A 23,396-nucleotide genomic window follows, 5' to 3' on the forward strand; every position below is an offset into this window, starting at 1 on the left:
AGCAGACTCAAACCAGAGCCGAAAGACGGTTCACGCCGGGCACCGGCGGAGAGAGTTTGGATCACTGACATGTTCACCGCATTGACTTCAATCGTCGGGGAGACCACCACGCTCGGGGGAGCGCTGGCACAACTGCCGGCCACCGTCGTCGCGCATGGTCCATGGGGAGACGGCACGTACTGGCCGTTCTTCCTGCTGTTCCCGCTGTTCTGGATCCTCGTGATCTTCCTGTTCATTTTCGTGGGCCGGCGGGCCTGGCGGCGCAACCATCACTGGGCGGCAACCCAAGGCGCTGAGGGTGTGCTGCGCGAGCGGTATGCGCGGGGCGAGATTGACGAGACCGAGTTCCGGCAGCGCCTGGAGGTCCTGCGTTCGCAGCCACCGTCCTGACATGGCGCCACCAACAACCGAGAGGGCTCTTGCAAAAATATCTGCAAGAGCCCTTTCACATATTCGGTTGCGCTACTAGTCTGCTGAGGGTGCACAATGAAGCAATCGGCTCTGCAACATACTCGAAATCGTCGCAAACCAGCTTCGACATGAACCCACCCACCGTCATCAGCGCGCGGAACCTCACCAAGACCTATGGCGAGCTCACAGCCGTGGACAACATCTCCTTCGACGTTGCGGCGGGAGAGTCCTTTGGGCTGCTCGGGCCCAACGGTGCCGGCAAGTCCACCACCATGAAAATGATCGGTGGCGTCTCCCAGCGCACGTCGGGAACGCTGAACATCATGGGCCTGGATCCGGAATCCCACGGCCCCGAGGTCCGGGCGCATCTGGGCGTGGTGCCACAGCAGGACAACCTCGACCAGGAACTCAAAGTCCGCGAAAACCTCATCGTCTACGGCCGCTACTTCGGCCTGCCCCTGAGCTATCTGCGCCCCAAAGCCGACGAACTGCTGGAGTTCGCGCAGCTGACGGACAAGGCCAACGCCAAGGTGGATGCCCTCTCCGGCGGCATGAAGCGGCGCTTGACGATCGCCCGTTCGCTCATCAACGAACCCCGCATCCTGCTGCTGGACGAGCCCACCACGGGCCTTGACCCGCAAGCCCGGCACATTCTCTGGGACCGCCTGTTCAGGCTCAAGGAAAACGGCGTAACACTGATCCTGACCACCCACTACATGGATGAGGCAGAGCAGCTCTGCGACCGCCTGATCGTGGTGGACAAGGGCAAGATCATGGCCGAGGGATCGCCGGCCAGCCTGATCCGCGAGCATTCCTCCCGGGAAGTACTTGAACTCAGGTTCGGGTCCGATCGGAACTCGCGCATCGGCGTCGAGCTCCAGGGCATTGGCGAGCGACTCGAGACCCTGCCTGACCGCGTACTCATTTATACGCATGACGGCGAGGCGGCGCTGGAGCAGGTCTCGGCACGGGGGCTGCACCCGATGACTTCCTTGGTGCGCCGTTCTTCGCTGGAGGACGTGTTCCTCCGGCTCACTGGTAGGAGCCTCATTGACTAGGGAGCCCCATTGACCAGGGAACCGTTGGGACCTTTCGGTGAAGGTACTGCCAGGCCAATCACGACGGCGGACCAGCCGTTGCGGGCACACTCGCCTGCCGTCTCGGCGGTCAGGGCGCGGCGTTGGGGTTCCTTTTTCTACGCCGAACAGGTGCTTCGCGTCATGCGCAATTACGGCTGGTCCGTGTTCCTGTACAGCGTGGGCCAGCCGGTGGCGTACCTCTTCGCAATGGGAGTCGGGCTGGCGAGCCTGGTAGACGCGAACAGCGACTCCGTTTTCGGCGGCGTCAGCTACTTGGAGTTCGTCGCACCGGCGCTACTGGTTTCCGCGGCGGTGATGACGGCGTCAGGGGAGTTCTCCTACCCGGTTACGGACGGCTTCAAATGGCGGCGGGTTTTCTACGGTCCGCACGCTTCACCGTTGGTTCCGCAGCAGATCGCGAGCGGCCACATCATGGCCAGCACGCTCAGGTTCCTGCTTCAGTCGTTGATCTACTTCGCGGTGGTGGCCATGTTTGGGGCATCCCCAAGTCCCTGGGGATGGGTAGCCGCACTGGTTGCTACCACGGCAGCCCTGTCCTTCGGCTTGCCATTGATGGCCTACGCCGCAAGCATCACCGAGGACAAGGGGCAGTTCGCTTTGGTGCAGCGGTTCGTGGTCATGCCCCTGTTCCTGTTCTCCGGGACGTTCTTCCCGCTGGACACGTTGCCGTGGGCTGTCCGCTGGATCGGCTGGATTTCGCCCGTGTGGCACGGAACAGAGCTGGGACGCGTCTTCACTTATGGCATGGACGAGAACCCTGTGTTGACCATTGCCCATGTGGTTTTCCTGCTGGGAACCGCCACGGGCGGCTGGCTCCTGGTCAGGCGCCAGTTCGTAAAGAGGATGGGTTCATGAGTATCCTGACCGGCGGCCACAGCGCCACGGATGTGGCACGCGAGCGGAAATTCGGTCCCCTTTACTCCCGTAATGCCAAAGCGGTGGTGGCGCGTGGGCTCATGGCGGCCAAGTCCAGTACGTGGCTGGTGCTGTTGTCCGGGTTCTTCGAGCCAGTGCTCTTCTTGTTGGCCATGGGCGTGGGCATGGGCTCAATCGTGGGCGAAGTGCAAGGACCTGGTGGTGAGGACATCAGCTACGCGGCCTACATAGCGCCGGCACTCCTGGCGGTCTCAGCCATGAACGGCGCCATCTACGATTCCACGTGGAACGTCTTCTTCAAGATGAACTTCGCCAAGCTGTACCAGGGGATGCTCTACACATCCCTCGGCCCGCTGGACGTGGCAATGGGCGAGATCTTCCTGGCACTGTTGCGGGGCCTTCTCTATGCCACGGGGTTCACCGCGGTGATGGGGGTCATGGGCCTGATCACTACCTGGTGGGCCATCCTGGTCATCCCGGCATCCGTGCTGATTGCTTTTGGTTTCGCGAGTTTCGGCATGGGCATTACGAGCTTCATGAAGACGTTCCAGCAGATGGACTGGATCAATTTCTTCCTGCTGCCCATGTTCCTGTTCAGCGCCACGTTCTACCCGCTCAGCGTCTACCCGCAGTACATCCAGTGGTTTATCCAGGCCATGCCCCTGTGGCACGGAGTTGAGTTGCTACGACAGATCAGCGTGGGCTCGTTCAGTCCTGCGACTGCCATTCACGTTGGCTACTACCTCGTGATGATTGCGCTGGGGATCATGCTGACCACTGGACGGCTGCGCCAACTGTTCCTCAAGTGAGGGAGTTTGTGTTCGCCATCCGTGGAAGCGGCGTAGGCACCTTTCGCGGTTTGCGACAATTGACTCATGCAATCTCTCGGTGACCCGCACCCGTCCACTTCCTCCTCAGGCAAAGGCCTCTTCAAAGGCTTCCGCATCGGCGGTCTCGGGATGACTGTGGTCATCATCGCCTTCCTGGTGGCCGTCATTTTTGCCGCCAACCAGAACGATGTTGTGGGTTGGGTCGTGGCGGTGGTGGCTTTCGGCTGGCTCGCCCTTGCAAACTTCGTGGTGTTCAGCATCCGCAGGGCCGCGCGGCGGGCGGGGGCGAAGTTGAGCGAAGCGCAGGCCGCTTTCAACTCGGCAACCGGCCGCGCGCCGTCGTCGTCCTCTGCTGACAGCGGCGGTACCCGCGTTGTTGCCGAGCGCAGCCAAGCCGACGACGTCCGTGACCTCAAGCTGGACCACTCCTTCAAGATCGTGCAGGTGCAGGTCCGCGTTGTGGACGAGGAACGCGCCAAAGGGGCAGGGGCCAACCAGGACACCATCAACCGCGCACTGGAAACCATCGCCATCACGGCCACCAACGCCCGGGACATGATCAAGTCCGCAGGTGGCTCGGACGAGCCCGTGGCCGGCACCATCATCGACTAGAGTAGACCGGGTGAGTACGGCATTGAAGAAGGACTTCCTTCGCATCGCATCGGTCAACGTCAATGGCCTTCGGGCTGCCTACAAGAATGGCATGGCGGAATGGCTGGAGCCACGCGAGGTAGACATCCTCTGCCTGCAGGAAGTCCGCGCTCCTGATGCAATCGTTAACGCCCTGCTCGGCGAAGGTTGGTACATCCTCCACGCCGAGGCTGAGGCAAAGGGTCGCGCAGGGGTTGCCATTGCTTCCCGCGAGGAACCCACTGCCACCCGGGTGGGAATCGGCGATGACTACTTCGCCACCGCGGGCCGCTGGGTTGAAGCGGATTTCTCCGTCAGGAACACCCAAGGCGAATCCTCCACGTTGTCCGTGGTCAGCGCATACGTTCACTCCGGTGAGGCAGGTACGCCCAAGCAGGAGGACAAGTACCGCTTCCTTGACGCCATGACCACACGCCTTCCCGAGCTCGCCAAGCACAGCGATCACGCGCTGGTAGTTGGCGACCTCAACGTCGGACACACTGAACTCGATATCAAGAACTGGAAAGGCAACGTTAAGCGTGCCGGTTTCCTGCCGGAGGAGCGCGCGTATTTCGACCGCTTCCTGGGTGATGAAATCGGATGGAGGGATGTCCACAGGGGCCTGGCAGGAAATGTCGCTGGCCCCTACACCTGGTGGTCCCAGCGCGGGAAGGCCTTTGACACTGACACAGGCTGGCGCATCGACTACCACCTGGCTACTCCCGGACTTGCAGCAGCCGCGTTCTCGGCTGTGGTGGACCGGGCGCCTTCGTGGGACACCCGCTTCTCAGACCACGCACCGCTGGTAGTGGACTACCGGCTCTAAGCTTCACGAAAGTATTGCTCAATGACTAGCTCCATCACGACTGAAACCGGCACCCCAGCCGCCACACTGCCCAGCGGGAGTACCGTGACCTCCACCAAGCTTGCCGTTGGCGCCAAGCAGCGCGTCCTTTCAGGTATGCAGCCCTCTGCTGACTCCCTGCACCTTGGCAACTACCTTGGCGCCCTGGTCAACTGGGTCCGCATGCAGGACGAGTACGACGCCGTATTCTTCATTCCGGATCTGCATGCCATTACCGTTCCGCAGGATCCTGCCGAACTCGCCCGCCGCACCAGGGTCACTGCCGCCCAGTACATCGCTGGCGGAGTGGACGTGGAGAAGTGCACCCTGTTCGTGCAATCGCAGGTTCCGGAGCACGCCCAGCTCGCCTGGGTACTGAACTGCATCACGGGCATGGGTGAAGCCGGCCGCATGACCCAGTTCAAGGACAAGGCGCAGAAGCAGGGATCGGACCACGCCAGCGTCGGCCTCTTTACCTATCCCATCCTGCAGGCCGCAGACATCCTGCTCTACCAGCCGCACGGCGTACCCGTGGGCGAAGACCAGCGCCAGCACGTGGAGCTCAGCCGGGATCTCGCCAACCGCTTCAACAGCCGTTTCGGCGAGACGTTCCAGGTGCCCGAGCCCTTCATCCAGAAGGAATCGGCAAAGATTTACGATCTCCAGAACCCCACGGCCAAGATGTCCAAGTCTGCCGAGTCACCCGCGGGCCTCATCAACCTGCTCGATGACCCCAAGACCGTGGCCAAGCGCATCAAATCCGCTGTCACTGATACTGAGACCGAGATCCGCTACGACCGTGAAAACAAGCCGGGCGTCTCCAACTTGCTCACCATTTACTCGGCTATCAGCGGCACTCCGGTGGAGAAAATCGTCGCCGATTACCAGGGCAAGATGTATGGCCACCTCAAGGTAGACCTCGCCGAACTCGTCTCCGGTCACCTTTCACCCATCCGTGAGCGTGCCAACGAGCTCCTGGCGGATCCGGCTGAACTTGACCGTCTCCTGGCTCACGGTGCGGACAAAGCCCGTGAGATCGCTTCGGCAACGCTCGCGGACGTCTACTCCAAGGTGGGCTTCCTGCCCTACCGCGGGGATGCTTACCGCGGCGAGCAAGGAGTCCGCTAAGCCCATGTGCGCAGCTGGCCAGCTCAACGTCCAGACCGGTACCCCTCAAGGCGTCGGTCCGGACGAATCCCGCCAGCCCGCGGTTACCGGCACCGATTGCGGTGCCGGTGACACCATGTGCGTTGGCGTGATCCTCGGTTTCCCACCGGAGATCGCGCGGGAACTGCAGGCCTGGAGGGCATCGTTTGGCGATCCCATGGCTGACGTCATCCCCGCCCACATCACGCTTATCACCACCACGCCCACCCAGGACTGGGCCGCCACCCGGGACCACGTGCGCGATGTCGCCCGCTCGCAGGAACCGTTCACCATCACCATTTCCGGCACTGGTTCTTTCCGGCCCGTTTCGCCGGTGGTGTTCGTTAACGTCGAAGAGGGTTTTGAAGAGTGTGTACAACTGCACGAAAAACTCCAGACAGGTCCGCTTGAGCGGTTGCTTCCCTTCCCTTACCACCCGCATGTCACCGTGGCCCATGATGTTTCCAAGGAGAACCTCGACGAGGCCGAAACGGTCCTGAGAGATTACCGGGCAACCTTCCCAGTGGTTAGCATGGGACTCTACGAGCACGACACCAATGGAATTTGGCAGCTACGGGAAGAGCTCGACTTTGGCGGCGACACTGACAAAACGCAGCAGGCGGAATCAACATCCACAGGCGGACAATCCTCCGCTGCCAACTGAGCTGGCCAAGCTAAAACTTCAACTCCTTCATAAGCGGCAGGACTGGGGCCACGCCAAGCGCGCCGGTGAAGGCCTGCCGAAGAGGGCCGGTGCCCTTTTTGCCCTCCTGCTCGCAAGGCTGAACACCAACCGGGCCATGCGATCCTTCCAGAACTACACCCGGCAGCACGGGCCACTTCTGAGTGCCGGGATCGGCTTCAACATGTTCTTCTCCGTCACAGGTCTCCTTACTACTGGTTTTGCCATCGCCGGGATCGTCCTGGGCGGCAACCCGGTGCTCGAAGACGCAGTCATTCGCAGTGTCGCCTCTGCGGCTCCGGGGCTCCTCCAAGTGAATGGCGGCGAAGGACTCGTCGACCCGCAATCGCTGCTCAATCCCTCCGGTCTCGGATGGACAGCCGTCATTGCGGCAGCGGTCACCATCTTCACGTCGCTTGGCTGGATTGCCAGCGTCAGGGAAGGCCTGCGGGGTGTGACGGACGCAAACCCCCTGCAACGCAGCCCCGTCCTGCAGAAATTGATCGACGCCGGTACGCTCCTGCTCCTTGGGGTGATCCTCGTAGTCAGTGCCGGCGCTTCCCTGGTCTTTGGCACGGCCGCTGCCTGGATCTTCGACCTTCTCAGGTTGGATGAAGCGGTCGCCGCGCCCGTGGCAGCCGTCGTCAAGGTGGTGGTCCCCCTCCTGCTGAACTGCGCGACGGCGGCCGTGTTGTTCCATATTGCAGGTGGCCTCAAGTTGGGGCGCCAGGCGTTCATCGAAGGAGTTGCGCTGGCTGGCATAGGTACCACGGTGCTTCAGTTATTCAGCACGGAACTCCTCGCCAGGGCAGGACACAACCCCGTCCTCGCCTCGTTCGCCATCATCATCGGCCTGCTCATCTGGTTCAACCTGGTAAGCCAGGTGTATCTCGTTTCCGCTTCGTGGGCCGCTATCCGCGAGGCGGACACTGCAGGCGGGGAGACGCCTCGCAAGAAGGTCCTGGGTTCACGCCGAACAACGCCCCGGACATAGGGGTCAGCGGTCCTCTTGGGTTCGCTTCACAAACACTGGAATGACGGTGACTGAGCCCACGTTGGGCAGGGAATGCGTCGCTGCGTGTTTGAGTTCGCCGGACAGTTTGGACAGCTCAGCAAGGTCAGTGAGGGCCGATGCGGGGACTCTGATTTCGGCGTGCAGTTTATGGCCGGACCATCTGAGCCGGGAGGTGGATTCGGCAGGGGCGTGCTTATGTACCACTGCTCCAAGTTTGTCAGTAAGGGCCGGATCGACGCCGTCCATGAGCCTGCGGCCGATGTCACGGATTGTTCCCCAAAGCAGCACGCTGATGACAGCGGAGATCAACAGACCCACGATGGGGTCGGCCAGCGGGAATCCCACCCAGATACCGATGACGCCGGCGATCACCGCCAAGGACGTGAAGCCGTCCGTGCGGGCATGGATTCCGTCGGCGACCAAGGCTGCTGATCCTATCCTTCGGCCGACTCGGATCCGGTAGATCGCGACGAGTTCGTTACCGGCGAACCCGACCAGCCCTGCAGCCATAACCCACCCCAGGTTCTGAACTGGTTGTGGTGCGAAGAAACGGTGGATGGACTCGACGGCAGCGATGACCGCGGAGAGGGCGATCATGGCCACGATAAACAATCCGGCGAGGTCTTCGGCTCGGCCGAAGCCATGGGTATAGGTGCGGGTGGCCGGACGCCGACCAAGCAGAAACGCAACCCACAGCGGCACTGCCGTGAGGGCATCTGAAAAGTTGTGCACCGTGTCGGCCAGCAGTGCCACCGAACCGCTAACCAAGACTATGGCCAACTGGAAAAGTGACGTGGCGCCGAGTCCGAGCAGTGAGAACTTGACCGCGCGGATTCCTTCGGAGCTCGATTCCATCGCCTCGTCGACAGAGTCCGCCGAATCGTGGGAGTGGGGAAGGAAAACCTCCTTCAACCAAGCCTTGAACGTGCGGTGGTCGTGATGGTGAGAGTGGTCATCATCATGAGTGTGCTCGTGACCCCTGTGGTGTTCGCTTTCGCCGTTCCCGGCCCTCTGCCTGGTGGGCGTCGATGCCGTGGTGTGGTGCGGTGCCAATCGCGTGTTCCGCTTGGTGAATGGCATCGGCAACGAGTTGCCAGGCATGCCCGTCGGCAAGGCGGTAGTAGACCTTGGTCCCCTCTTGGCGTGTGGAGACCATCCGAGCGAGCCGCATCTTGGCCAGGTGCTGGGAAACGGCGGCTGAGCTCTTCCCGGCTTTCTCAGCCAAGGAACATACATGCCTTCCGGCCGACAACCGACCCCAAGGGCACTCCAAGCACCCGCGGTGGAACCTGTTTTCGTATGAACATCCCGACTGATAGCTTCAAACACAAACCTGTTGCGACGTCGGTGGGAAACGGCCGTCCCGTTCCTCACAGGAGGTGCTATGAATAGCCAGCTTTGGATCGCATGCCTCCTCGGGGCCGCGGCCGGACTCGTAGTCGGACAGCTCATCTTCAACTCTCCCTTCGTGGGAATCCTCGTAGGCCTCGGGCTGGGTGCCCTGGTTGGCGCGGCGGTCGGACCCCGCCGGGAATAATGCTGCGGGCGTCCTGGCTCAGGCTAGGGCGCTTGAACCAGGCCCTCCCACGCGACCGTCCAGTCGGCCGGAAACCCCGGGGCATGCCTGTTGGGTCCGTTGTCCCATCCAGCGGCCATCAACGCGACGGCAGCGAGGAGTCCGCCGTTCCCGGGCAGATACAGCGGCAGCGAATCCGTTTGGCGGTTATGCCCATTGGCCAGCACGGTGTTTTTTCCGGCGTCCAGCAGAAGGGCATCGACGGCGGCCTCGGGGTCCTCCAAGCGGGCGGCTGTCATGGCCATCACTGGGTAGTCCCACCCCCAAGTGCTTCCCCAGTCCCAGTCGGCAAGCACATCGGTGAGCGTTGCCCGCATGATCCCAGGGTCGATCAGGTCCGTCAGGGGCAGGACACCAAGCGCGCACAGCATCGACGGGTGGTCCGTGCGGATGGTGAAGGGCTCCACGTCGATCGCAGCGTACACGCCATCGATCACGCGGGGCGGCACCATGCCATCTGCCACGTCCGACCATTCCGGCACAGGTTCCAAACCCAGCCGATCGCGCCAGGCAATGGCTGTTCGCAGGCCCCACTGCCAGTAGGCCAACTCAAACGTGGGATTGGTGACCGTTGCCCGGATGGAGCCGTAGCTTTCCTGTGCAGGAATCAAGGGTGGCCCTAGCTCGAATCCGCGCTGCGTTGGGTGGGCGAAGCTGGCCATGAAGGCAGCTGACTCGAACACAATGTCCGCGAATTCTTCCAACACTTCACGGCTGGGGTTTGCCCGATATACGAGCTCGGCCAAATGAATGGGATGCGGCTGCTGCCAGATCAGAAATGTCCCGATCGGACTTGGGCTTTCCCTGCCGTCCGGTCCGGTCTGCTTGGGCCAGCGGACGCCGTCGAATCCCTGCATCCTGGCAGTCTGGCGGGAGCTTTCAAGCACCGTGGAGTACCACCGCAACGATGGCAGCAAGAGTTCTGTCCGGTTCCAGTGTGCAAAGTGCGCGGCGTGCCACCAGTGCATTTCCAGATGGAAGCGGCCTCGCCACGCATTGCAGACAAGCCCCGTTTCCTGGGGCGGCAGCGAACCCGAGCAATTGACCGCAGTCAGGTACTGCGATAGAACAATCCGGCGCTCAAGTTCCTTTGCCCTGGGATCGTCGGTCGCATCAAGTTCGATCGCCCCGCCTGAGGACCAGAATCGCTGCCAATAGGCCTCGGATGCTGCGGTGACGCTACTGGCAGGCGAAAGCTCGACGCCGGTCCGGCCAGTGGCGTCAGGACTCACCGCTGGTGTCATGGCTGTTGGCCTGTTGTTGCCTCTTGGGATGCAGTCGCCATCTCCGGCGGAAAGGAAAGTGACGGAGAAGTCCAGCGCATCGGTGGCGTCCGTACCTCCGGCCGTAGCAGGGGCTACTCGGAGTTGGTGCTGTTCGGCCTGCTCCACTGTCAGGTTCTGGCCGGTGATCACCACCTGATAGCGGGCCGCATCGAGTTCCCGGCGGACTGTCCATGTTGCGCAGCCATCGTGCTCTTCGGACGTCACCGGGCCGTCGAGCGAGGTGGTGTGGGCATCGGGATTGTCCCAGTCCGCGGCGTCGTGCCAGGCCTCGGAGCCGTAAGGGAAGCTGATGCCTATAAGCAGGCCGGCGCCCAGTGCTGTCGACTCCACGCGGAAGCCGAGTTCGTCGCGGTCGGGGTGGCACGCCGTCGTGACCTTTATTCGGTGGCCCGCCAGCGTGAAGGCGCTGGTGACAATGCCCGTCCACAGGTCAATTGTTTGCTCGGGGTTCGCCACGTCAGCTTCGGTCAGGCCGCGTTCCGTCCCGTCCTGCACCAACCTGAAGCCTATCCGCGCCAGATCCAAGCGATGGGGGTTTGCCCTCAACCATGTCTCGGCAAGGGATGTATCCGTTTCGCGATCGTTGACGATGTCGCCCACCATGTCCACGTAGGGCACGGGGCCCCGGGGCGAGTCGTAAAGGACTGTGGAGCCCGCGAGTTCGTAGGGCTGGGCCGGTGGCACGGAGTGCCATCCCCACTGGGACTGTGTGCCGAGGAGTGTTCCCGGTGGCAGGTCGTCACGGTCCCAAACCGGGTAGGCCCCTGGCAGGGACTGGAGTCCAGTGACATCAACGGTGAAGGCGAACTCGCCATTGCCCACGGAAAGCGGGCTTCTGGGATCGAGACGTCTCTGATGCACATTGTGCCGCTGTACGAGAGCCTTCCGGTCGATTTTTCCGGTAATTGTGTGCACTCGCACGCCCTCCAGGTTTCGTGGTGATTGAAATAGTTAATGCTCATAACTATTGACGAGCATAAACCCTCTTGATACGTTTCAGGAACCGTTTTCTCAGACTTGAAGGAAGTTACCCAATGACGCGTAAATCTCTCCGTCGCATGCGAAAGTCAGTAGCATTCATGGCTGCCGTCGGCATGCTGGGCCTCACCGTGGCGTGCTCGAGTCCCTCGTCCAATCAGCCCCAAGACGGCCCTGTGGAAATCCGGTTCTCTTGGTGGGGCAACGCCGGAAGGGCAGAGCTGACCAACAAAGCCATCAAGGAATTCGAAGCAGCCAACCCGAACATCAAAGTGAAGCCGGAATATGGCGACATCGGTGGCTACTTCGACAAGTTGGCCACGCAAGTGGCTGCCAATGATGCCCCCGACGTCATCACCATGGGCGGCGCCTACCCGGCCGAATACGCCAACCGCGGTGCCCTCCTGGACCTCGCCAAGGTCAGCGGCCCACTGGATCTGTCCGCAATGGACCAAGGTGCCTTGGAAAACGGGCAGGTCCAAGGCAAGCAGTACGGCGTTTCCACCGGTGCCAATGCACTCGCCATCGTGGTGAACCCGGCGGTATTCCAGGCTGCCGGCGTTGCAGTTCCCGATGACAGCACTTGGTCCTGGGATGACTTCGCCAAGGTGGCCGCAGAGGTGACGGCAAAGAGCCCCAAAGGAACCTACGGCACAGCAACCGTGCTTACGCATGACTCGCTGGACGCCTTCGCCCGTCAGCGCGGAAAATCGCTCTACACCCAGGACGGCCAGCTGGGACTGGACAAGGACACCGTGCAGGACTACTTCGACTTTTCTGTGAAGCTCAGTGAATCGGGCGCAGCCCCCAGCGCATCAGAGACCGTGGAGAAGCTGAACGTCAGCACCGAGCAGACACTGATGGGCATGGGGCAGGCTGGCATGATGCTCACCTGGTCCAATTCCCTGTCCGCACTGAGCAAAGCATCGGGCGCTGGGTTGAAGCTGCTCAAGCTGCCCGGCGAAACACCCACGCCCGGCATCTGGCTCCAGTCCTCACAGTTCTACACCATCTCTGCACGCAGCAAGCACACGGATGCCGCCGCCAAGCTGGTGAACTTCCTTGTGAACAACGAGGCCGCAGCCAAGATCATCCAGAGTGACCGCGGCGTGCCCAGCAACTCCAGCATGCGCACTGCCATCCAGGACCTGCTGACACCCCAGGGCAAGGTCGAGGCCGCTTATATCGACCAGATCGGCAAGATGGATTTTGCCCCCACCTTTATCGGTCCCACCGGTTCAACCGCGGTCTCCGAGATCACCGCCCGCATCAACACAGAGGTCCTGTTCAAGCGGCTGACACCGGAAAAGGCCGCCGAGCAATGGCTCAGCGAAAGCAAAGCCGCCATCGGCAAGTAGGTGAACGCCAACGCGGGGTCACTTACGGCCCCTTCCAGAAGGAAACATGGGCCATAAGTGACCCCGGGTTGTATTAGGCGTCGCGGACTTCCAGATACGGATCCGCCCACGCGCCGATAATCCGCGCAACACGTGCCGCCTGTCCCTTGCCCGTCAGGAGGTGCTCACTGCCCTCCAGCGAAATGAAGCTCCGTGGATGCCTCGCAGTACGGAAGATCTCACTGGCGTTGTCGATGCCCACGGTGTTGTCCGTGGGGGAGTGCATCACCATCAAAGGCTTGTGGAGGGTGCGGATGCAGTCGCGCAGGTCAGCGCGTTCCACGTCTTCAACAAAGTGGCGGCGGATTTCCATGGGCCTGCCGCCCAGGTCGACCACGGCGCTGCCGTCGCGCAGGATGGAGTCGATTTCGGCGTCGAACATATGCTCAACGTGCTTTGGCTCGTAAGGCGCGCCCACGGTCACCACGGCGTTGAGTCCAGGGATATCGCGCGCAGCAGCCAGCACCGCGGCGCCACCGAAGGAGTGGCCCACCAACAAGGAGATTCCTCTGCCCTGCTCCCGCATGAAGTCGGCAGCGAGAATGGTGTCCGCCACTTTGACGCTGAACGAGCCTGCGGACCATTCTCCGGCGGAGCCGCCCAGGCCAAGGTTGTCGAACCGGAGCATGCCCACGCCCTGCTCGGCGAGCCCTTTGCAGATCCGGGAAGCAGCAGGGCTGTCCTTGCCCAGGGTCAGGCCGTGCGAGTACACGCCCCAGCCACGGACAGGGCCCTCAGGTACGTCCACGATGCCGGCCAGGGCATCGCCCGTGCTTCCAGTGAAGCTGATCTTCTCAGAGCGTGACACGCTGGTCTCCTTGCTTTTACGGCTACCGGCCGGGGCCCGGGTCAGCCAGGTCATTAACGACGACGGCGCCGTTCACCAGCAGTGGTGAGCGGCGCCGTCGTCGTGTTGTTCTTTGAGTGAACGGCCGGCTAGATCTTGCGGGCCAGGATGGCCTGCTTGACCTCGGCGATTGCCTGGGTCACCTGGATGCCGCGGGGGCATGCTTCCGAGCAGTTGAAGGTGGTGCGGCAGCGCCACACGCCTTCTTTGTCGTTCAGGATCTCCAAGCGCATGTCGCCGGCGTCATCGCGGGAATCGAAGATGAAGCGATGAGCGTTGACGATTGCGGCCGGACCGAAGTACTGGCCATCGGTCCAGAACACCGGGCAGGACGAGGTGCAGGCAGCGCAGAGGATGCACTTGGTGGTGTCGTCAAAGCGCTCACGGTCCTCAACGGACTGCAGGCGTTCCTTGGTGGGCTCGTGGCCCTTGTTGATCAGGAACGGCATGACTTCGCGGAAGGACTGGAAGAAGGGTTCCATGTCCACGATCAGGTCCTTCTCCACGGGGAGGCCCTTGATCGGCTCGACGGTGATGGGCTTGGACGTGTCCAGGTCCTTCAGGAGCGTCTTGCACGCGAGGCGGTTGCGGCCGTTGATGCGCATTGCATCTGAACCACAAACACCGTGGGCGCAGGAGCGGCGGAAGGAAACGCTGCCGTCGATCTCCCACTTGACCTTGTGCAGGGCATCCAGCACGCGGTCCGTGCCGTACATGGTCAGCTTGTAGTCGTCCCAGCGGGCTTCTTCCGAGATTTCGGGATCGTACCGGCGGACGCGCAAGGTGATGTGGAAAGTGGGGATTTCACCGTCGCCAGCGACACTCGCCGGAAGCTCGATCTTGGAAGCGGGCTCTGCCATTTCGGTAGTCATTAGTACTTACGCTCCATCGGCTCGTAACGGGTGAAGACAACGGGCTTGGTCTCGAGACGGATGCCCGCAACGGATTCGGCCGACGAGTCGACGGTAACGGAGGAGTCCAGGTAAGCCATGGAGTGCTTCATGAACTTATCGTCGTCGCGGTCCGGGAAGTCCTCGCGGTAGTGGCCGCCGCGCGACTCTTCACGGTGCAGTGCACCGACGGTCATGACCTTGGCCATGTCCAGGAGGAAGCCCAGTTCCACGGCTTCCAGCAGGTCCAGGTTGAAGCGCTTGCCCTTGTCCTGGACGGTGACGTTCTTGTACCGCTCTTCGAAGGAGGCGATGTCGCTGAGGACCTGTTCCAGGGATTCCTTGGTGCGGAACACCTGCATGTTGGCGTCCATGGTGTCCTGCAGTTCCTTGCGGATCTGGGCAACGCGCTCGGTGCCGCTGCCGTTGAGCAGGCCGTCAAGGATGCCTCGCGTCATGGCCTCCGGGTCCTCGGGCAGCTCGACAAAGTCGGCCGTCTTGGAGTACTCGGCGGCGGCGATACCGGCGCGCTTACCGAAGACGTTGATGTCCAGGAGTGAGTTGGTGCCCAGACGGTTGGAGCCGTGGACGGATACACAAGCAACTTCACCGGCTGCGTAGAGGCCCGGCACGATCGTGTCGTTGTCCTGGAGGACTTCGGTGGTGATGTTCGTCGGGATGCCGCCCATGGCGTAGTGGGCGGTGGGGAACACCGGAACCGGGTCCGTGAACGGTTCCACACCAAGGTAGGTGCGGGCGAACTCGGTGATGTCCGGAAGCTTGGCCTCGATGTGGGCAGGCTCAAGGTGGGTCAGGTCCAGGAGGACGTAATCCTTGTTCGGACCACAACCGCGGCCTTCACGTACTTCGTTCGCCATGGCGCGGGCCACGATGTCACGGGGTGCAAGATCCTTGATGGTGGGGGCGTAACGCTCCATGAAGCGCTCACCCTCGGAGTTACGCAGGATGGCACCTTCACCACGTGCACCCTCGGTGAGGAGGATGCCCAGGCCTGCGAGGCCTGTCGGGTGGAACTGGAAGAACTCCATGTCTTCCAGGGGGATGCCACGGCGGAACGCGATGCCCATGCCGTCGCCCGTGAGGGTGTGGGCGTTGGACGTGGTCTTGAAGACCTTGCCGGCACCACCGGAAGCGAACACAACCGACTTGGCCTGGAAAACGTGCAGCTCACCGGAGGCGAGATCGTAGGAGACCACGCCTGCTACGCGCTTCTGCTTGTACGGGGTACCGTCCTCGCGTACTGCGTCTTCTTCGACGATCAGGAGGTCAAGGACGTAGTACTCGTTGTAGAACTCAACGTTGTGCTTGACGCAGTTTTGGTACAGCGTCTGCAGGATCATGTGGCCCGTACGGTCGGCAGCGTAGCAAGCACGGCGGACGGGAGCCTTGCCGTGGTCACGCGTGTGGCCACCGAAGCGACGCTGGTCGATCCGGCCTTCGGGCGTGCGGTTGAACGGCAGACCCATCTTCTCCAGGTCCAGCACGGCGTCGATGGCTTCCTTCGCCATGACCTCGGCTGCGTCCTGGTCAACCAGGTAGTCGCCACCCTTGATGGTGTCAAAGGTGTGCCATTCCCAGTTGTCTTCTTCGACGTTGGCCAGTGCTGCACACATGCCACCCTGGGCTGCACCAGTGTGCGAGCGGGTGGGGTAGAGCTTGGTCAGTACCGCTGTGCGTGCGCGCTGACCGGATTCGATCGCGGCGCGCATGCCGGCGCCACCTGCACCGACAATGACGACGTCGTACTTATGGACCTGCATACCAGATGCTCTCTCTTTCAAAAATTCAGATGGTCGGCGGAGGCTGTTCCGCTAAGTCAGGCGCAACCGGTTCCCTATAGGGCCGGCCGGCTGCGCCAGGAAGCCGCTACGGGGCCGGGCAGAAGCCGCCAGGCAGCTGGACGCCGTCGACGACGGGGCACGGGTTGAACGTGAAGATCACCAGGGTGCCGAGAATGATGATGACAGCCGTGGCGGCATAGAGGACTACCTTGAGCCAGAAGCGCGTGGAGTCCTTTTCCGCGTAGTCGTTGATGATGGTCCGGACACCGTTGGTTCCGTGCAGCATGGCAAGCCAGAGCATGGCGAGGTCCCAGAACTGCCAGAAGGGATCCGCCCACTTGCCGGCGACGAAGCCGAAGTCGATGGCGTGGATACCTTCGCCCACCAGAAGGTTCACGAAGAGGTGGCCGAAGATCAGCACCACCAGGACAATGCCGGAGAGGCGCATGAAGAGCCAGGCGATCATCTCGAAGTTGCCGCGGCTGGAGCCCGTGCGGTTGTACTTCGGAGCGATTTTTCCACTGCGTGGGGATTCAATCGTTGTCATGGCTTAGTGGCCTCCCAGCGCGAGGGAAAGGTGGCGGATAGCGAAGCCGGCGAACGTGACCAGCCACAGCGCAAGCACGATCCACAGCATTTGGCGCTGGTACTTCGCGCCCTTCTTCCAGAAGTCGATGGCGATCACACGCAGGCCATTGAAGGCGTGGAAGATGATCGCGGCGACCAGGCCCGTTTCACCCAGGGCCATGAGGGGGTTCTTGTAAGCACCAATGACGGCCGTGTAGGCCTCAGGGGACACGCGCACCAATGAGGTGTCCAACACATGGACCAACAAGAAGAAAAAGATCACTACACCGGTAATACGGTGTCCAACCCAGGACCACATGCCTTCACGGCCGCGGTACAAGGTGCCAGCTGGTTTTGTCGGCACTGATTAAACCTTCCTGCAACACAGCGGCGCTGGCATGGGATCCACGCGGGGGGAACGCCTGCTGCGAGAGCACTCGTAGCTCACGCCTAAATCTAGGCTTCGCTACCAGCTTATTCAATTTAGGACGGGCTTCTCTGCTTGTTAATTCCATGTTTCCTGCCCGCATTTACGCGATATTTAGGCGATATTTGGGCAATTTGCCGCGCTTCGTGAGACGAAGGCCACATCCGAGGCGCACTGCGGGGCTTCGCAGCCGCGTCGGATAAAGTGTTGCGGTGAGTACAGAAGACGCGACATTCCCGGAATCGCCATTGAACCGCTTTCATGCGGTTATTCCGGCGGGCGGTGTGGGGACCCGGCTGTGGCCACTCTCGCGTGCCGCTGCGCCCAAGTTCCTCCACGACCTGACCGGCTCTGGCAGCACGTTGTTGAGGGCCACCTACGACCGCCTTGAGCCGCTGGCCGGCGAGCGTGTGCTCGTTGTGACGGGCGAGGCACACCGTGCCGCAGTCTGCCGGCAACTCCCCGAAGTGGGCGATGACGAGTTGGTGCTCGAAAGCGAGCCCAAGGACTCCGGCGCTGCTATCGGATTGGCCGCTGCCATTCTTCACCGCCGCGACCCGGACACCATCATGGGTTCATTCGCAGCAGACCAGGTCATCAGCCCGGACGATCTGTTCCAGGACACCGTGCGCGAGGCAATTTACACTGCTGCCACAGGCAAGATCGTCACGATCGGTATCAAGCCCACCCACCCCTCCACTGGATTCGGCTACATTCGCTCGGGCGCAGCACTGCACGTGGAAGGTGCTCCGAATGCGCTTGCCGTAGCGGAGTTCGTTGAGAAGCCCAGCCAGGAAGTTGCCAACAAGTACGTAGAAGCGGGGGACTACGTCTGGAACGCAGGCATGTTCGTCGCTCCCGTAGCGCTCATGCTCAAGCATCTCGAAGCCAACCAGCCGGAGCTGTTCAAGGGCCTCCAGGAGATTGCCGAAGCCTGGGACAGTCCCCAGCGCGCTGAAGTCACGGCTCGCGTCTGGCCCTCACTGCCCAAGATTGCAATCGACTACGCGGTGGCCGAGCCCGCAGCGGCAGCCGGCGATGTCGCCGTCGTGCCCGGTACTTTCCGGTGGGACGACGTCGGCGACTTTGCCGCAATCGGGCGCCTGAACAACGCAGGCGACGTTGATGAAGTGACTGTGCTTGGCGAAGGCGCCCGTGTATTCGCCGAGAATGCGAGCGGCGTAGTGGTGTCCGACACCAAGCGCGTGATTGCCCTCATCGGGATCAAGGACGTGGTCATCGTGGACACGCCGGACGCACTCCTGGTCACCACCAAGGAACACGCCCAGTTGGTCAAGGGCACTGTTGACGCCCTCAAAGCCAGCGGCGATACGGACGTTCTGTAGCAAGCCCCTTATACCGTGAGCCACCTCTTTGGTTGTCCTGCGCCTGAACGCGGCGTAACCAAGAGGTGGCTTTCGTTCTTCGGAGGCCGTGGATGGCTAGAGTTGTGACGTGCGCAATTACACCACTGAAACTGAGCCGACCCCCGTTGTAAGTCCGTGGGTGGACGAGCTGCTGCCCGGACTCATCGATTTCAGGCGGGACTTGCACGCGCACCCTGAACTCTCCTTCAAGGAATTCCGCACCACTGACAAACTCGTGGAGCGGCTCGAAGCTGCCGGACTCCAGCCGCGGCGCCTTGAAGGTACCGGACTCACCGTGGACGTCGGGGAAGGCCCCATCGCAACTGCTTTGCGGGGCGACATCGACGCTTTGCCCATCATCGAGGAAACCGGCCTGCCGTTCGCTTCGAAGAACCACGGCGTCACGCATGCCTGCGGACATGACATCCACACCACCACCATGCTCGGTATTGCCTTGGTGCTGCAGCGGATGCACAAGAACACTCCGCTGGGCGGGACTGTCCGCATCATCTTCCAGCCTGCCGAGGAGACCATGCCCGGCGGCGCTTTGTCCTGCATTGAACAGGGTGTGCTGGAGGGCGTGCCCCGGATCCTTGCGTTGCATTGCGATCCCCGGATCAACGTTGGCCAGATCGGCACCCGCATCGGGGCCATCACTTCGGCATCGGACACCATCAAGATCGAGCTCACGGGTCGCGGCGGGCACACGTCCAGGCCGCACCTGACGGAAGACCTGGTCTTCGCGTTGGCGCAGATTGCGGTCAACGTACCCGCCGTGCTCTCCCGTCGCGTGGATGTCCGCAGTGGAGTGTCCGTGGTGTGGGGCCAGATCTCGGCGGGTTCTGCACCCAACGCCATTCCCGGCACCGGCTACATGGCAGGCACCATGCGCTGCCTGGACCGCGATGCCTGGCACAGTGCGGGGGAGTTGCTGGACGACGTCGTGCGGCAGGTGGCCGCTCCTTATGGCGTGGACGTGCACCTGGAGCACACCCGTGGCGTTCCTCCCGTGGTCAACTCCGAGCATGAAACGGCCCTGATTGAAGCTGCGGCCCGTGCCGAACTCGGCGAGCACGCCGTGGTCCTGACGCCCCAGTCCATGGGTGGCGAAGACTTTGCGTGGTTCCTGGCCGATCTTCCGGGTGCCATGATGCGCCTGGGCACCCACACGCCTGGCGGAGAGGAATACGACCTCCACCGTGGCGACTTCATCGTGGACGAGCGCGCCCTCGGCTACGCCATCCGCGTCCTCACTGCGGCCGCGCTCCGCACGGTCCGCGACCTCCAGGACTAAACCCAACTAAGTAGCAGTTAAGGCCGTTTTGGACGCTCATAACGGCCTTATCTGCTACCTAGTTGGGTGCTTTTCCCATAGATAAGTTGTGCACAATTGAATTGTGCACTATCGTTTTATTCATGAGTGATGCACCCCGCCTCCGCCACCAGGTTTGTTTTGCCCTGTATTCAGCGTCCAAGGCGGCGACGGCGGTCTACCGCCCCGTGCTGGACGAGCTGGGCCTTACCTATCCGCAGTATCTGGTGATGCTGGTCCTGTGGGAGCAGGAACCACGCAGCGTGCGGGAACTTGGCGCCGAACTCGGGCTCGACTCCGGTACGTTGTCGCCTCTCCTGAAGCGCCTTGAAGCCCTTGGGCTCGTTGAGCGTCACCGTTCAGTTGATGATGAACGCCGGGTGGATGTCGTCCTAACCGACGCCGGCAGGGAACTGAGTGCCCGCGCCAAGGCCGTCCCCAAGCGCCTCGCTGATGCCGCAGGCCTCTCCCCGGACGAGATTGAGCAGCTGCACGCGACGCTCGGCAAACTCACGGCTGCACTACAGAAGTCACTCTGACACTTCTAAAGCCACCACAAGCCCTTTGATATCCAAGAGAAATGGAAGATTCGTGAAGACTCTCTACACTGCCCAGGCTTTGGCCTCCGGCGAAGGCCGCGATGGCAACGCCCGCACCAACGACGGCAAGCTTGACGTCGCCCTCGCCAGCCCGGTTGAGCTCGGAGGCAACGGCCAAGGCACCAACCCGGAGCAGTTGTTCGCCGCCGGATACGCCGCATGCTTCCACTCCGCCCTGCGCTTGGTTGGCCGCAAGGAGCGCGTTGACCTCAGCGATTCTGCCGTTGCCGCCAAGGTCCACTTTGGTGCCCTTACTGACCGCGAGGGCTACGGGTTGGCCGCCGAGCTGGAAATCGCCCTGCCCGCCTTGGATCGGGACACCGCCGAGGAACTGATGGCCAAGGCCCACCAGATCTGCCCTTACTCCAACGCCACCCGCGGCAACATGGCAGTGGACCTCAAGCTCGTGGAGTTTGCAGCATGAGCACCACAACAACAGCCCTGCCTGTGGAAACACGCGAAATCCAGCTCAGCTCACGCCCTGTCGGCCGCCCGACGCCGGAGAACTTCCGGCTGGCCGCCTCCGGGCTGCCGGAGCTTCAGGACGGCCAGCTCCTGGTGCGGAACCAGTTCATGTCCGTGGACCCCTACATGCGCGGACGCATGAATGACGTCAAGTCCTACTCCGCGCCCTTCCGCCTGGATGCAGCGCTCGACGGCGGTGCAGTGGGTGAGGTAATTGCGTCCAGGTCCGACGCACACAAGGTGGGTGACGTCGTCGTGCATCAACTGGGATGGCGCGAGCACGCAGTAGTGGACGCGGCTGCCACAACCACCGTTCCGAGCGGCCTCGCCCCAACATCGGCATTCCTTGGCGCCTTGGGCATGACTGGTCTTACGGCTTATGCGGGCCTGCTCAAAGTGGCGGAGTTCAAGGAAGGTGATGTTGTCTTCGTGTCCGGCGCGGCCGGTGCTGTGGGATCCATGGTGGGCCAGATTGCCAAGGCGTCGGGAGCCGGCAAGGTGATTGGGAGCGCCGGTTCCGCGGAGAAAGTTGCCAGGCTGCTGGAGCTCGGTTTCGACGCTGCCTTCAACTACAACGATGCTCCGGTTCTTGAGAAGCTGCGTGAGGCGGCAGGGGAGCGCGGCATCGATGTGTACTTCGACAATGTCGGCGGCGAGCACCTCGAAGCCGCTCTCGCTACGCTCAATGTGGGCGGGCGCGTCGCGATGTGCGGCGCCATTGCGCAATACAACTCCACCGAGCCGCCGGTTGCACCAAGGAACCTGGCGCTGGCGATCGGCAAGCAGTTGACCCTGCGGGGCTTCCTGGTGGGTGGGCAGCGCCAGCACGCGGCGGAATTCGCGGAGAAGATGGCCGGTTGGCTCGCGGACGGGACGGTTCGCTACGACGAGACGATCGTGGACGGCCTGGAGAACGCACCGCAGGCATTCATTGATTTGCTGGACGGCGCAAACACCGGAAAGATGCTCGTCCGGCTGTGATGTTGGGGGTGGACCGGGTGTGACTTGCGCACCCGGCTACTGCTTGGTAACAAAAGGTCAACAATCTGCCCATGAGGGCTGGATTGTGCTACCTGCGTGTGGTCCACGCCACTAGTGTTGGGGGTATCAAGGCGCTTCGGCGCAGTGCTGCGAACTTCAGTGAAAACAGAATTTCTGCCTCGGGTATTCGAAACGGACACTCATTGACCATCCGTCGTAGCGCGACTCACTTTCTTCCTGGAGGAAAATTGAAGAACCCACTGCGTGCCACCCTTAAGCGCGGTTCAATGGCCGGTATTGCAACTGCGGGAGCGGCAGCGCTCATGCTCAGCGGTTGCGGACAAGCTCCGGACGCCGGTTCGGGCGCCGCCACCAAGAGCGACTACATCGGCTGCATTGTGTCCGACTCCGGCGGATTCGATGACCAGTCCTTCAACCAGTCGTCATTCGAGGGTTTGCAGAAGGCCGAAAAGGACCTCGGCATCACCATGAAGTCGGCTGAGTCCAAGGCCAACAGCGACTACGAGGCCAACCTCAACGGTATGGTTTCCGCTGGGTGCAACCTGACCGTCACGGTGGGCTTCCTCCTGGACGGCGCCACCAAGGCAGCAGCGCAGAAGAACCCCGACAAGCACTTCGCGATCATCGACTTCTCGTATCCGACCCCCATCCCCAACGTGAAGTCGGTGGTTTATGACACCGCCCAGGCTGCCTACCTCGCAGGCTACGCCGCAGCCTCAGCGAGCAAGACTGGCAAGGTGGGAACCTTCGGCGGCATCAAGCTCCCTACAGTCACCATTTTCATGGACGGTTTCTATGACGGCGTCCAGGCCTACAACAAGGCCAAGGGCAAGTCTGTACAGGTTGTCGGCTGGGACAAGGCCAGCCAGGATGGCTCGTTCACGGGTGACTTCGAGAAGCAGGACACCGGCAAGCAGATCACCAAGAACCTGCTGGACCAGGGCGCGGACATCGTCATGCCCGTAGCAGGCCCGGTGGGCAAGGGTGCAGGTGCAGCCCTCAAGGAAGCCAAGGCTGCCGGCAAGGACGTCAAGCTCATCTGGGTTGACTCCGATGGCTACCTCACTGCTCCTGAGTACAAGGACCTCATGCTGACCTCCGTGGTCAAGCAGATGGGTGAGGCGGTAGAAACCGTGGTGAAGGACGACAAGGAAGGCAAGTTCAGCAACGAAGCCTATGTTGGCACGCTTGCCAACAAGGGTGTTGCCATTGCACCGTTCCACGACCTCGATTCCGCGGTCTCCGCCGAGACCAAGTCCGAGCTCGAGGCCCTGAAGGCGGACATCGTGTCCGGCAAGCTGGTTGTTGAATCAGGGGCAAGCCCCAAGAAGTAACAATTCCTGGACG

At 62.0% G+C, this 23,396-nt stretch carries 24 protein-coding genes and 1 pseudogene; 17 read left to right on the top strand and 8 right to left on the bottom strand.

Annotation, left to right across the window (positions count from 1 at the left end):
• Window positions 1-69: 69 nt before the first annotated feature.
• From LDN75_RS06175 to LDN75_RS06215, 9 genes are all read left to right on the top strand, one after another.
• On the top strand, window positions 70-390 hold the full coding sequence (locus LDN75_RS06175) for an SHOCT domain-containing protein (RefSeq protein ID WP_223936277.1): 321 nt from the start codon (window positions 70-72) through the stop codon (window positions 388-390).
• Window positions 391-539: 149 nt separating this feature from the next.
• Window positions 540-1,469: an ATP-binding cassette domain-containing protein gene (locus LDN75_RS06180; protein WP_223936278.1), complete on the top strand. Its 930-nt coding sequence runs from the start codon at window positions 540-542 to the stop codon at window positions 1,467-1,469.
• Window positions 1,470-1,526: 57 nt separating this feature from the next.
• Window positions 1,527-2,366 carry an ABC transporter permease gene (locus LDN75_RS06185; RefSeq protein ID WP_223937502.1) on the top strand — a complete coding sequence of 280 codons (840 nt, stop codon included), beginning with the start codon at window positions 1,527-1,529 and terminating at the stop codon, window positions 2,364-2,366.
• Entirely contained in the window at window positions 2,363-3,196 is an 834-nt protein-coding gene (locus LDN75_RS06190; RefSeq protein WP_223936279.1) for an ABC transporter permease, read from the top strand. Before LDN75_RS06185 ends, LDN75_RS06190 begins: the two co-directional genes overlap by 4 nt.
• Before the next feature lie 66 nt (window positions 3,197-3,262).
• Window positions 3,263-3,829, top strand: coding sequence for a hypothetical protein (locus tag LDN75_RS06195; RefSeq protein WP_223936280.1), 567 nt, complete (start codon window positions 3,263-3,265; stop codon window positions 3,827-3,829).
• Window positions 3,830-3,839: 10 nt separating this feature from the next.
• Window positions 3,840-4,673 carry an exodeoxyribonuclease III gene (locus tag LDN75_RS06200; RefSeq protein ID WP_223936281.1) on the top strand — a complete coding sequence of 278 codons (834 nt, stop codon included), beginning with the start codon at window positions 3,840-3,842 and terminating at the stop codon, window positions 4,671-4,673.
• A gap of 135 nt (window positions 4,674-4,808) precedes the next feature.
• Window positions 4,809-5,819, top strand: a complete 1,011-nt coding sequence (gene trpS, locus LDN75_RS06205; RefSeq protein WP_263422381.1) for a tryptophan--tRNA ligase — start codon at window positions 4,809-4,811, stop codon at window positions 5,817-5,819.
• A 4-nt stretch (window positions 5,820-5,823) separates the two neighbouring features.
• Window positions 5,824-6,501 carry a 2'-5' RNA ligase family protein gene (locus tag LDN75_RS06210; protein ID WP_223936283.1) on the top strand — a complete coding sequence of 226 codons (678 nt, stop codon included), beginning with the start codon at window positions 5,824-5,826 and terminating at the stop codon, window positions 6,499-6,501.
• Window positions 6,428-7,513 (top strand): YihY/virulence factor BrkB family protein, encoded by a 1,086-nt coding sequence (locus LDN75_RS06215; protein WP_223936284.1) that lies wholly within the window; start codon window positions 6,428-6,430, stop codon window positions 7,511-7,513. Before LDN75_RS06210 ends, LDN75_RS06215 begins: the two co-directional genes overlap by 74 nt.
• Before the next feature lie 3 nt (window positions 7,514-7,516).
• Here the strand turns inward: LDN75_RS06215 and LDN75_RS06220 are convergent, their stop codons facing one another.
• Both LDN75_RS06220 and LDN75_RS06225 read right to left on the bottom strand, forming a co-directional pair.
• Entirely contained in the window at window positions 7,517-8,389 is an 873-nt protein-coding gene (locus tag LDN75_RS06220) for a cation diffusion facilitator family transporter (protein ID WP_223937503.1), read from the bottom strand.
• A 103-nt stretch (window positions 8,390-8,492) separates the two neighbouring features.
• Window positions 8,493-8,759: pseudogene (locus tag LDN75_RS06225) on the bottom strand (hypothetical protein); the annotation flags it as partial.
• Window positions 8,760-8,918: 159 nt separating this feature from the next.
• Here LDN75_RS06225 and LDN75_RS06230 point away from each other — a divergent pair.
• Complete coding sequence (locus tag LDN75_RS06230; RefSeq protein ID WP_223936285.1) at window positions 8,919-9,071, top strand: hypothetical protein; 153 nt, start codon at window positions 8,919-8,921, stop codon at window positions 9,069-9,071.
• A gap of 23 nt (window positions 9,072-9,094) precedes the next feature.
• Here LDN75_RS06230 and LDN75_RS06235 read toward each other — a convergent pair whose 3' ends face one another.
• Window positions 9,095-11,290 (bottom strand): hypothetical protein, encoded by a 2,196-nt coding sequence (locus tag LDN75_RS06235; protein WP_223937504.1) that lies wholly within the window; start codon window positions 11,288-11,290, stop codon window positions 9,095-9,097.
• 140 nt (window positions 11,291-11,430) lie between these two features.
• On the opposite strand from LDN75_RS06235, the gene LDN75_RS06240 reads away from it, so the two are divergent.
• A complete protein-coding gene (locus LDN75_RS06240) occupies window positions 11,431-12,732 on the top strand; it encodes a sugar ABC transporter substrate-binding protein (RefSeq protein WP_223936286.1) in 1,302 nt (433 codons plus the stop codon).
• Window positions 12,733-12,805: 73 nt separating this feature from the next.
• On the opposite strand, the gene LDN75_RS06245 is transcribed toward LDN75_RS06240, so the two are convergent.
• The 5 genes from LDN75_RS06245 to sdhC form a co-directional block, all read right to left on the bottom strand.
• Entirely contained in the window at window positions 12,806-13,579 is a 774-nt protein-coding gene (locus LDN75_RS06245; protein ID WP_223936287.1) for an alpha/beta fold hydrolase, read from the bottom strand.
• Between the two features lie 128 nt (window positions 13,580-13,707).
• Complete coding sequence (locus LDN75_RS06250) at window positions 13,708-14,490, bottom strand: succinate dehydrogenase iron-sulfur subunit (protein WP_142939921.1); 783 nt, start codon at window positions 14,488-14,490, stop codon at window positions 13,708-13,710.
• Window positions 14,490-16,289 carry a succinate dehydrogenase flavoprotein subunit gene (gene sdhA / locus LDN75_RS06255; RefSeq protein WP_223936288.1) on the bottom strand — a complete coding sequence of 600 codons (1,800 nt, stop codon included), beginning with the start codon at window positions 16,287-16,289 and terminating at the stop codon, window positions 14,490-14,492. The genes LDN75_RS06250 and sdhA overlap by 1 nt, the downstream gene beginning before the upstream one ends.
• A gap of 106 nt (window positions 16,290-16,395) precedes the next feature.
• Entirely contained in the window at window positions 16,396-16,857 is a 462-nt protein-coding gene (locus LDN75_RS06260) for a succinate dehydrogenase hydrophobic membrane anchor subunit (protein WP_223936289.1), read from the bottom strand.
• A gap of 3 nt (window positions 16,858-16,860) precedes the next feature.
• Window positions 16,861-17,196, bottom strand: a complete 336-nt coding sequence (gene sdhC / locus LDN75_RS06265) for a succinate dehydrogenase, cytochrome b556 subunit (RefSeq protein ID WP_231343329.1) — start codon at window positions 17,194-17,196, stop codon at window positions 16,861-16,863.
• Between the two features lie 320 nt (window positions 17,197-17,516).
• Between sdhC and LDN75_RS06270 the strand changes: the two genes are divergently transcribed.
• The 6 genes from LDN75_RS06270 to LDN75_RS06295 all read left to right on the top strand — a co-directional run bounded on the left by LDN75_RS06270 (window position 17,517) and on the right by LDN75_RS06295 (window position 23,383).
• Window positions 17,517-18,650 carry a sugar phosphate nucleotidyltransferase gene (locus tag LDN75_RS06270; RefSeq protein WP_223936290.1) on the top strand — a complete coding sequence of 378 codons (1,134 nt, stop codon included), beginning with the start codon at window positions 17,517-17,519 and terminating at the stop codon, window positions 18,648-18,650.
• Between the two features lie 109 nt (window positions 18,651-18,759).
• Entirely contained in the window at window positions 18,760-19,965 is a 1,206-nt protein-coding gene (locus tag LDN75_RS06275; protein ID WP_223936291.1) for an amidohydrolase, read from the top strand.
• Window positions 19,966-20,087: 122 nt separating this feature from the next.
• Window positions 20,088-20,522: a MarR family transcriptional regulator gene (locus LDN75_RS06280; RefSeq protein WP_223936292.1), complete on the top strand. Its 435-nt coding sequence runs from the start codon at window positions 20,088-20,090 to the stop codon at window positions 20,520-20,522.
• Window positions 20,523-20,574: 52 nt separating this feature from the next.
• A complete protein-coding gene (locus LDN75_RS06285; protein WP_223936293.1) occupies window positions 20,575-21,006 on the top strand; it encodes an organic hydroperoxide resistance protein in 432 nt (143 codons plus the stop codon).
• Window positions 21,003-22,028 carry an NADP-dependent oxidoreductase gene (locus LDN75_RS06290; protein ID WP_223936294.1) on the top strand — a complete coding sequence of 342 codons (1,026 nt, stop codon included), beginning with the start codon at window positions 21,003-21,005 and terminating at the stop codon, window positions 22,026-22,028. The genes LDN75_RS06285 and LDN75_RS06290 overlap by 4 nt, the downstream gene beginning before the upstream one ends.
• Window positions 22,029-22,315: 287 nt before the next feature.
• Window positions 22,316-23,383 carry a BMP family ABC transporter substrate-binding protein gene (locus LDN75_RS06295; protein ID WP_223937505.1) on the top strand — a complete coding sequence of 356 codons (1,068 nt, stop codon included), beginning with the start codon at window positions 22,316-22,318 and terminating at the stop codon, window positions 23,381-23,383.
• Window positions 23,384-23,396 lie beyond the last annotated feature (13 nt).

The sequence above is a fragment of the Arthrobacter sp. StoSoilB5 genome (assembly GCF_019977235.1).
GTDB lineage: Bacteria > Actinomycetota > Actinomycetes > Actinomycetales > Micrococcaceae > Arthrobacter.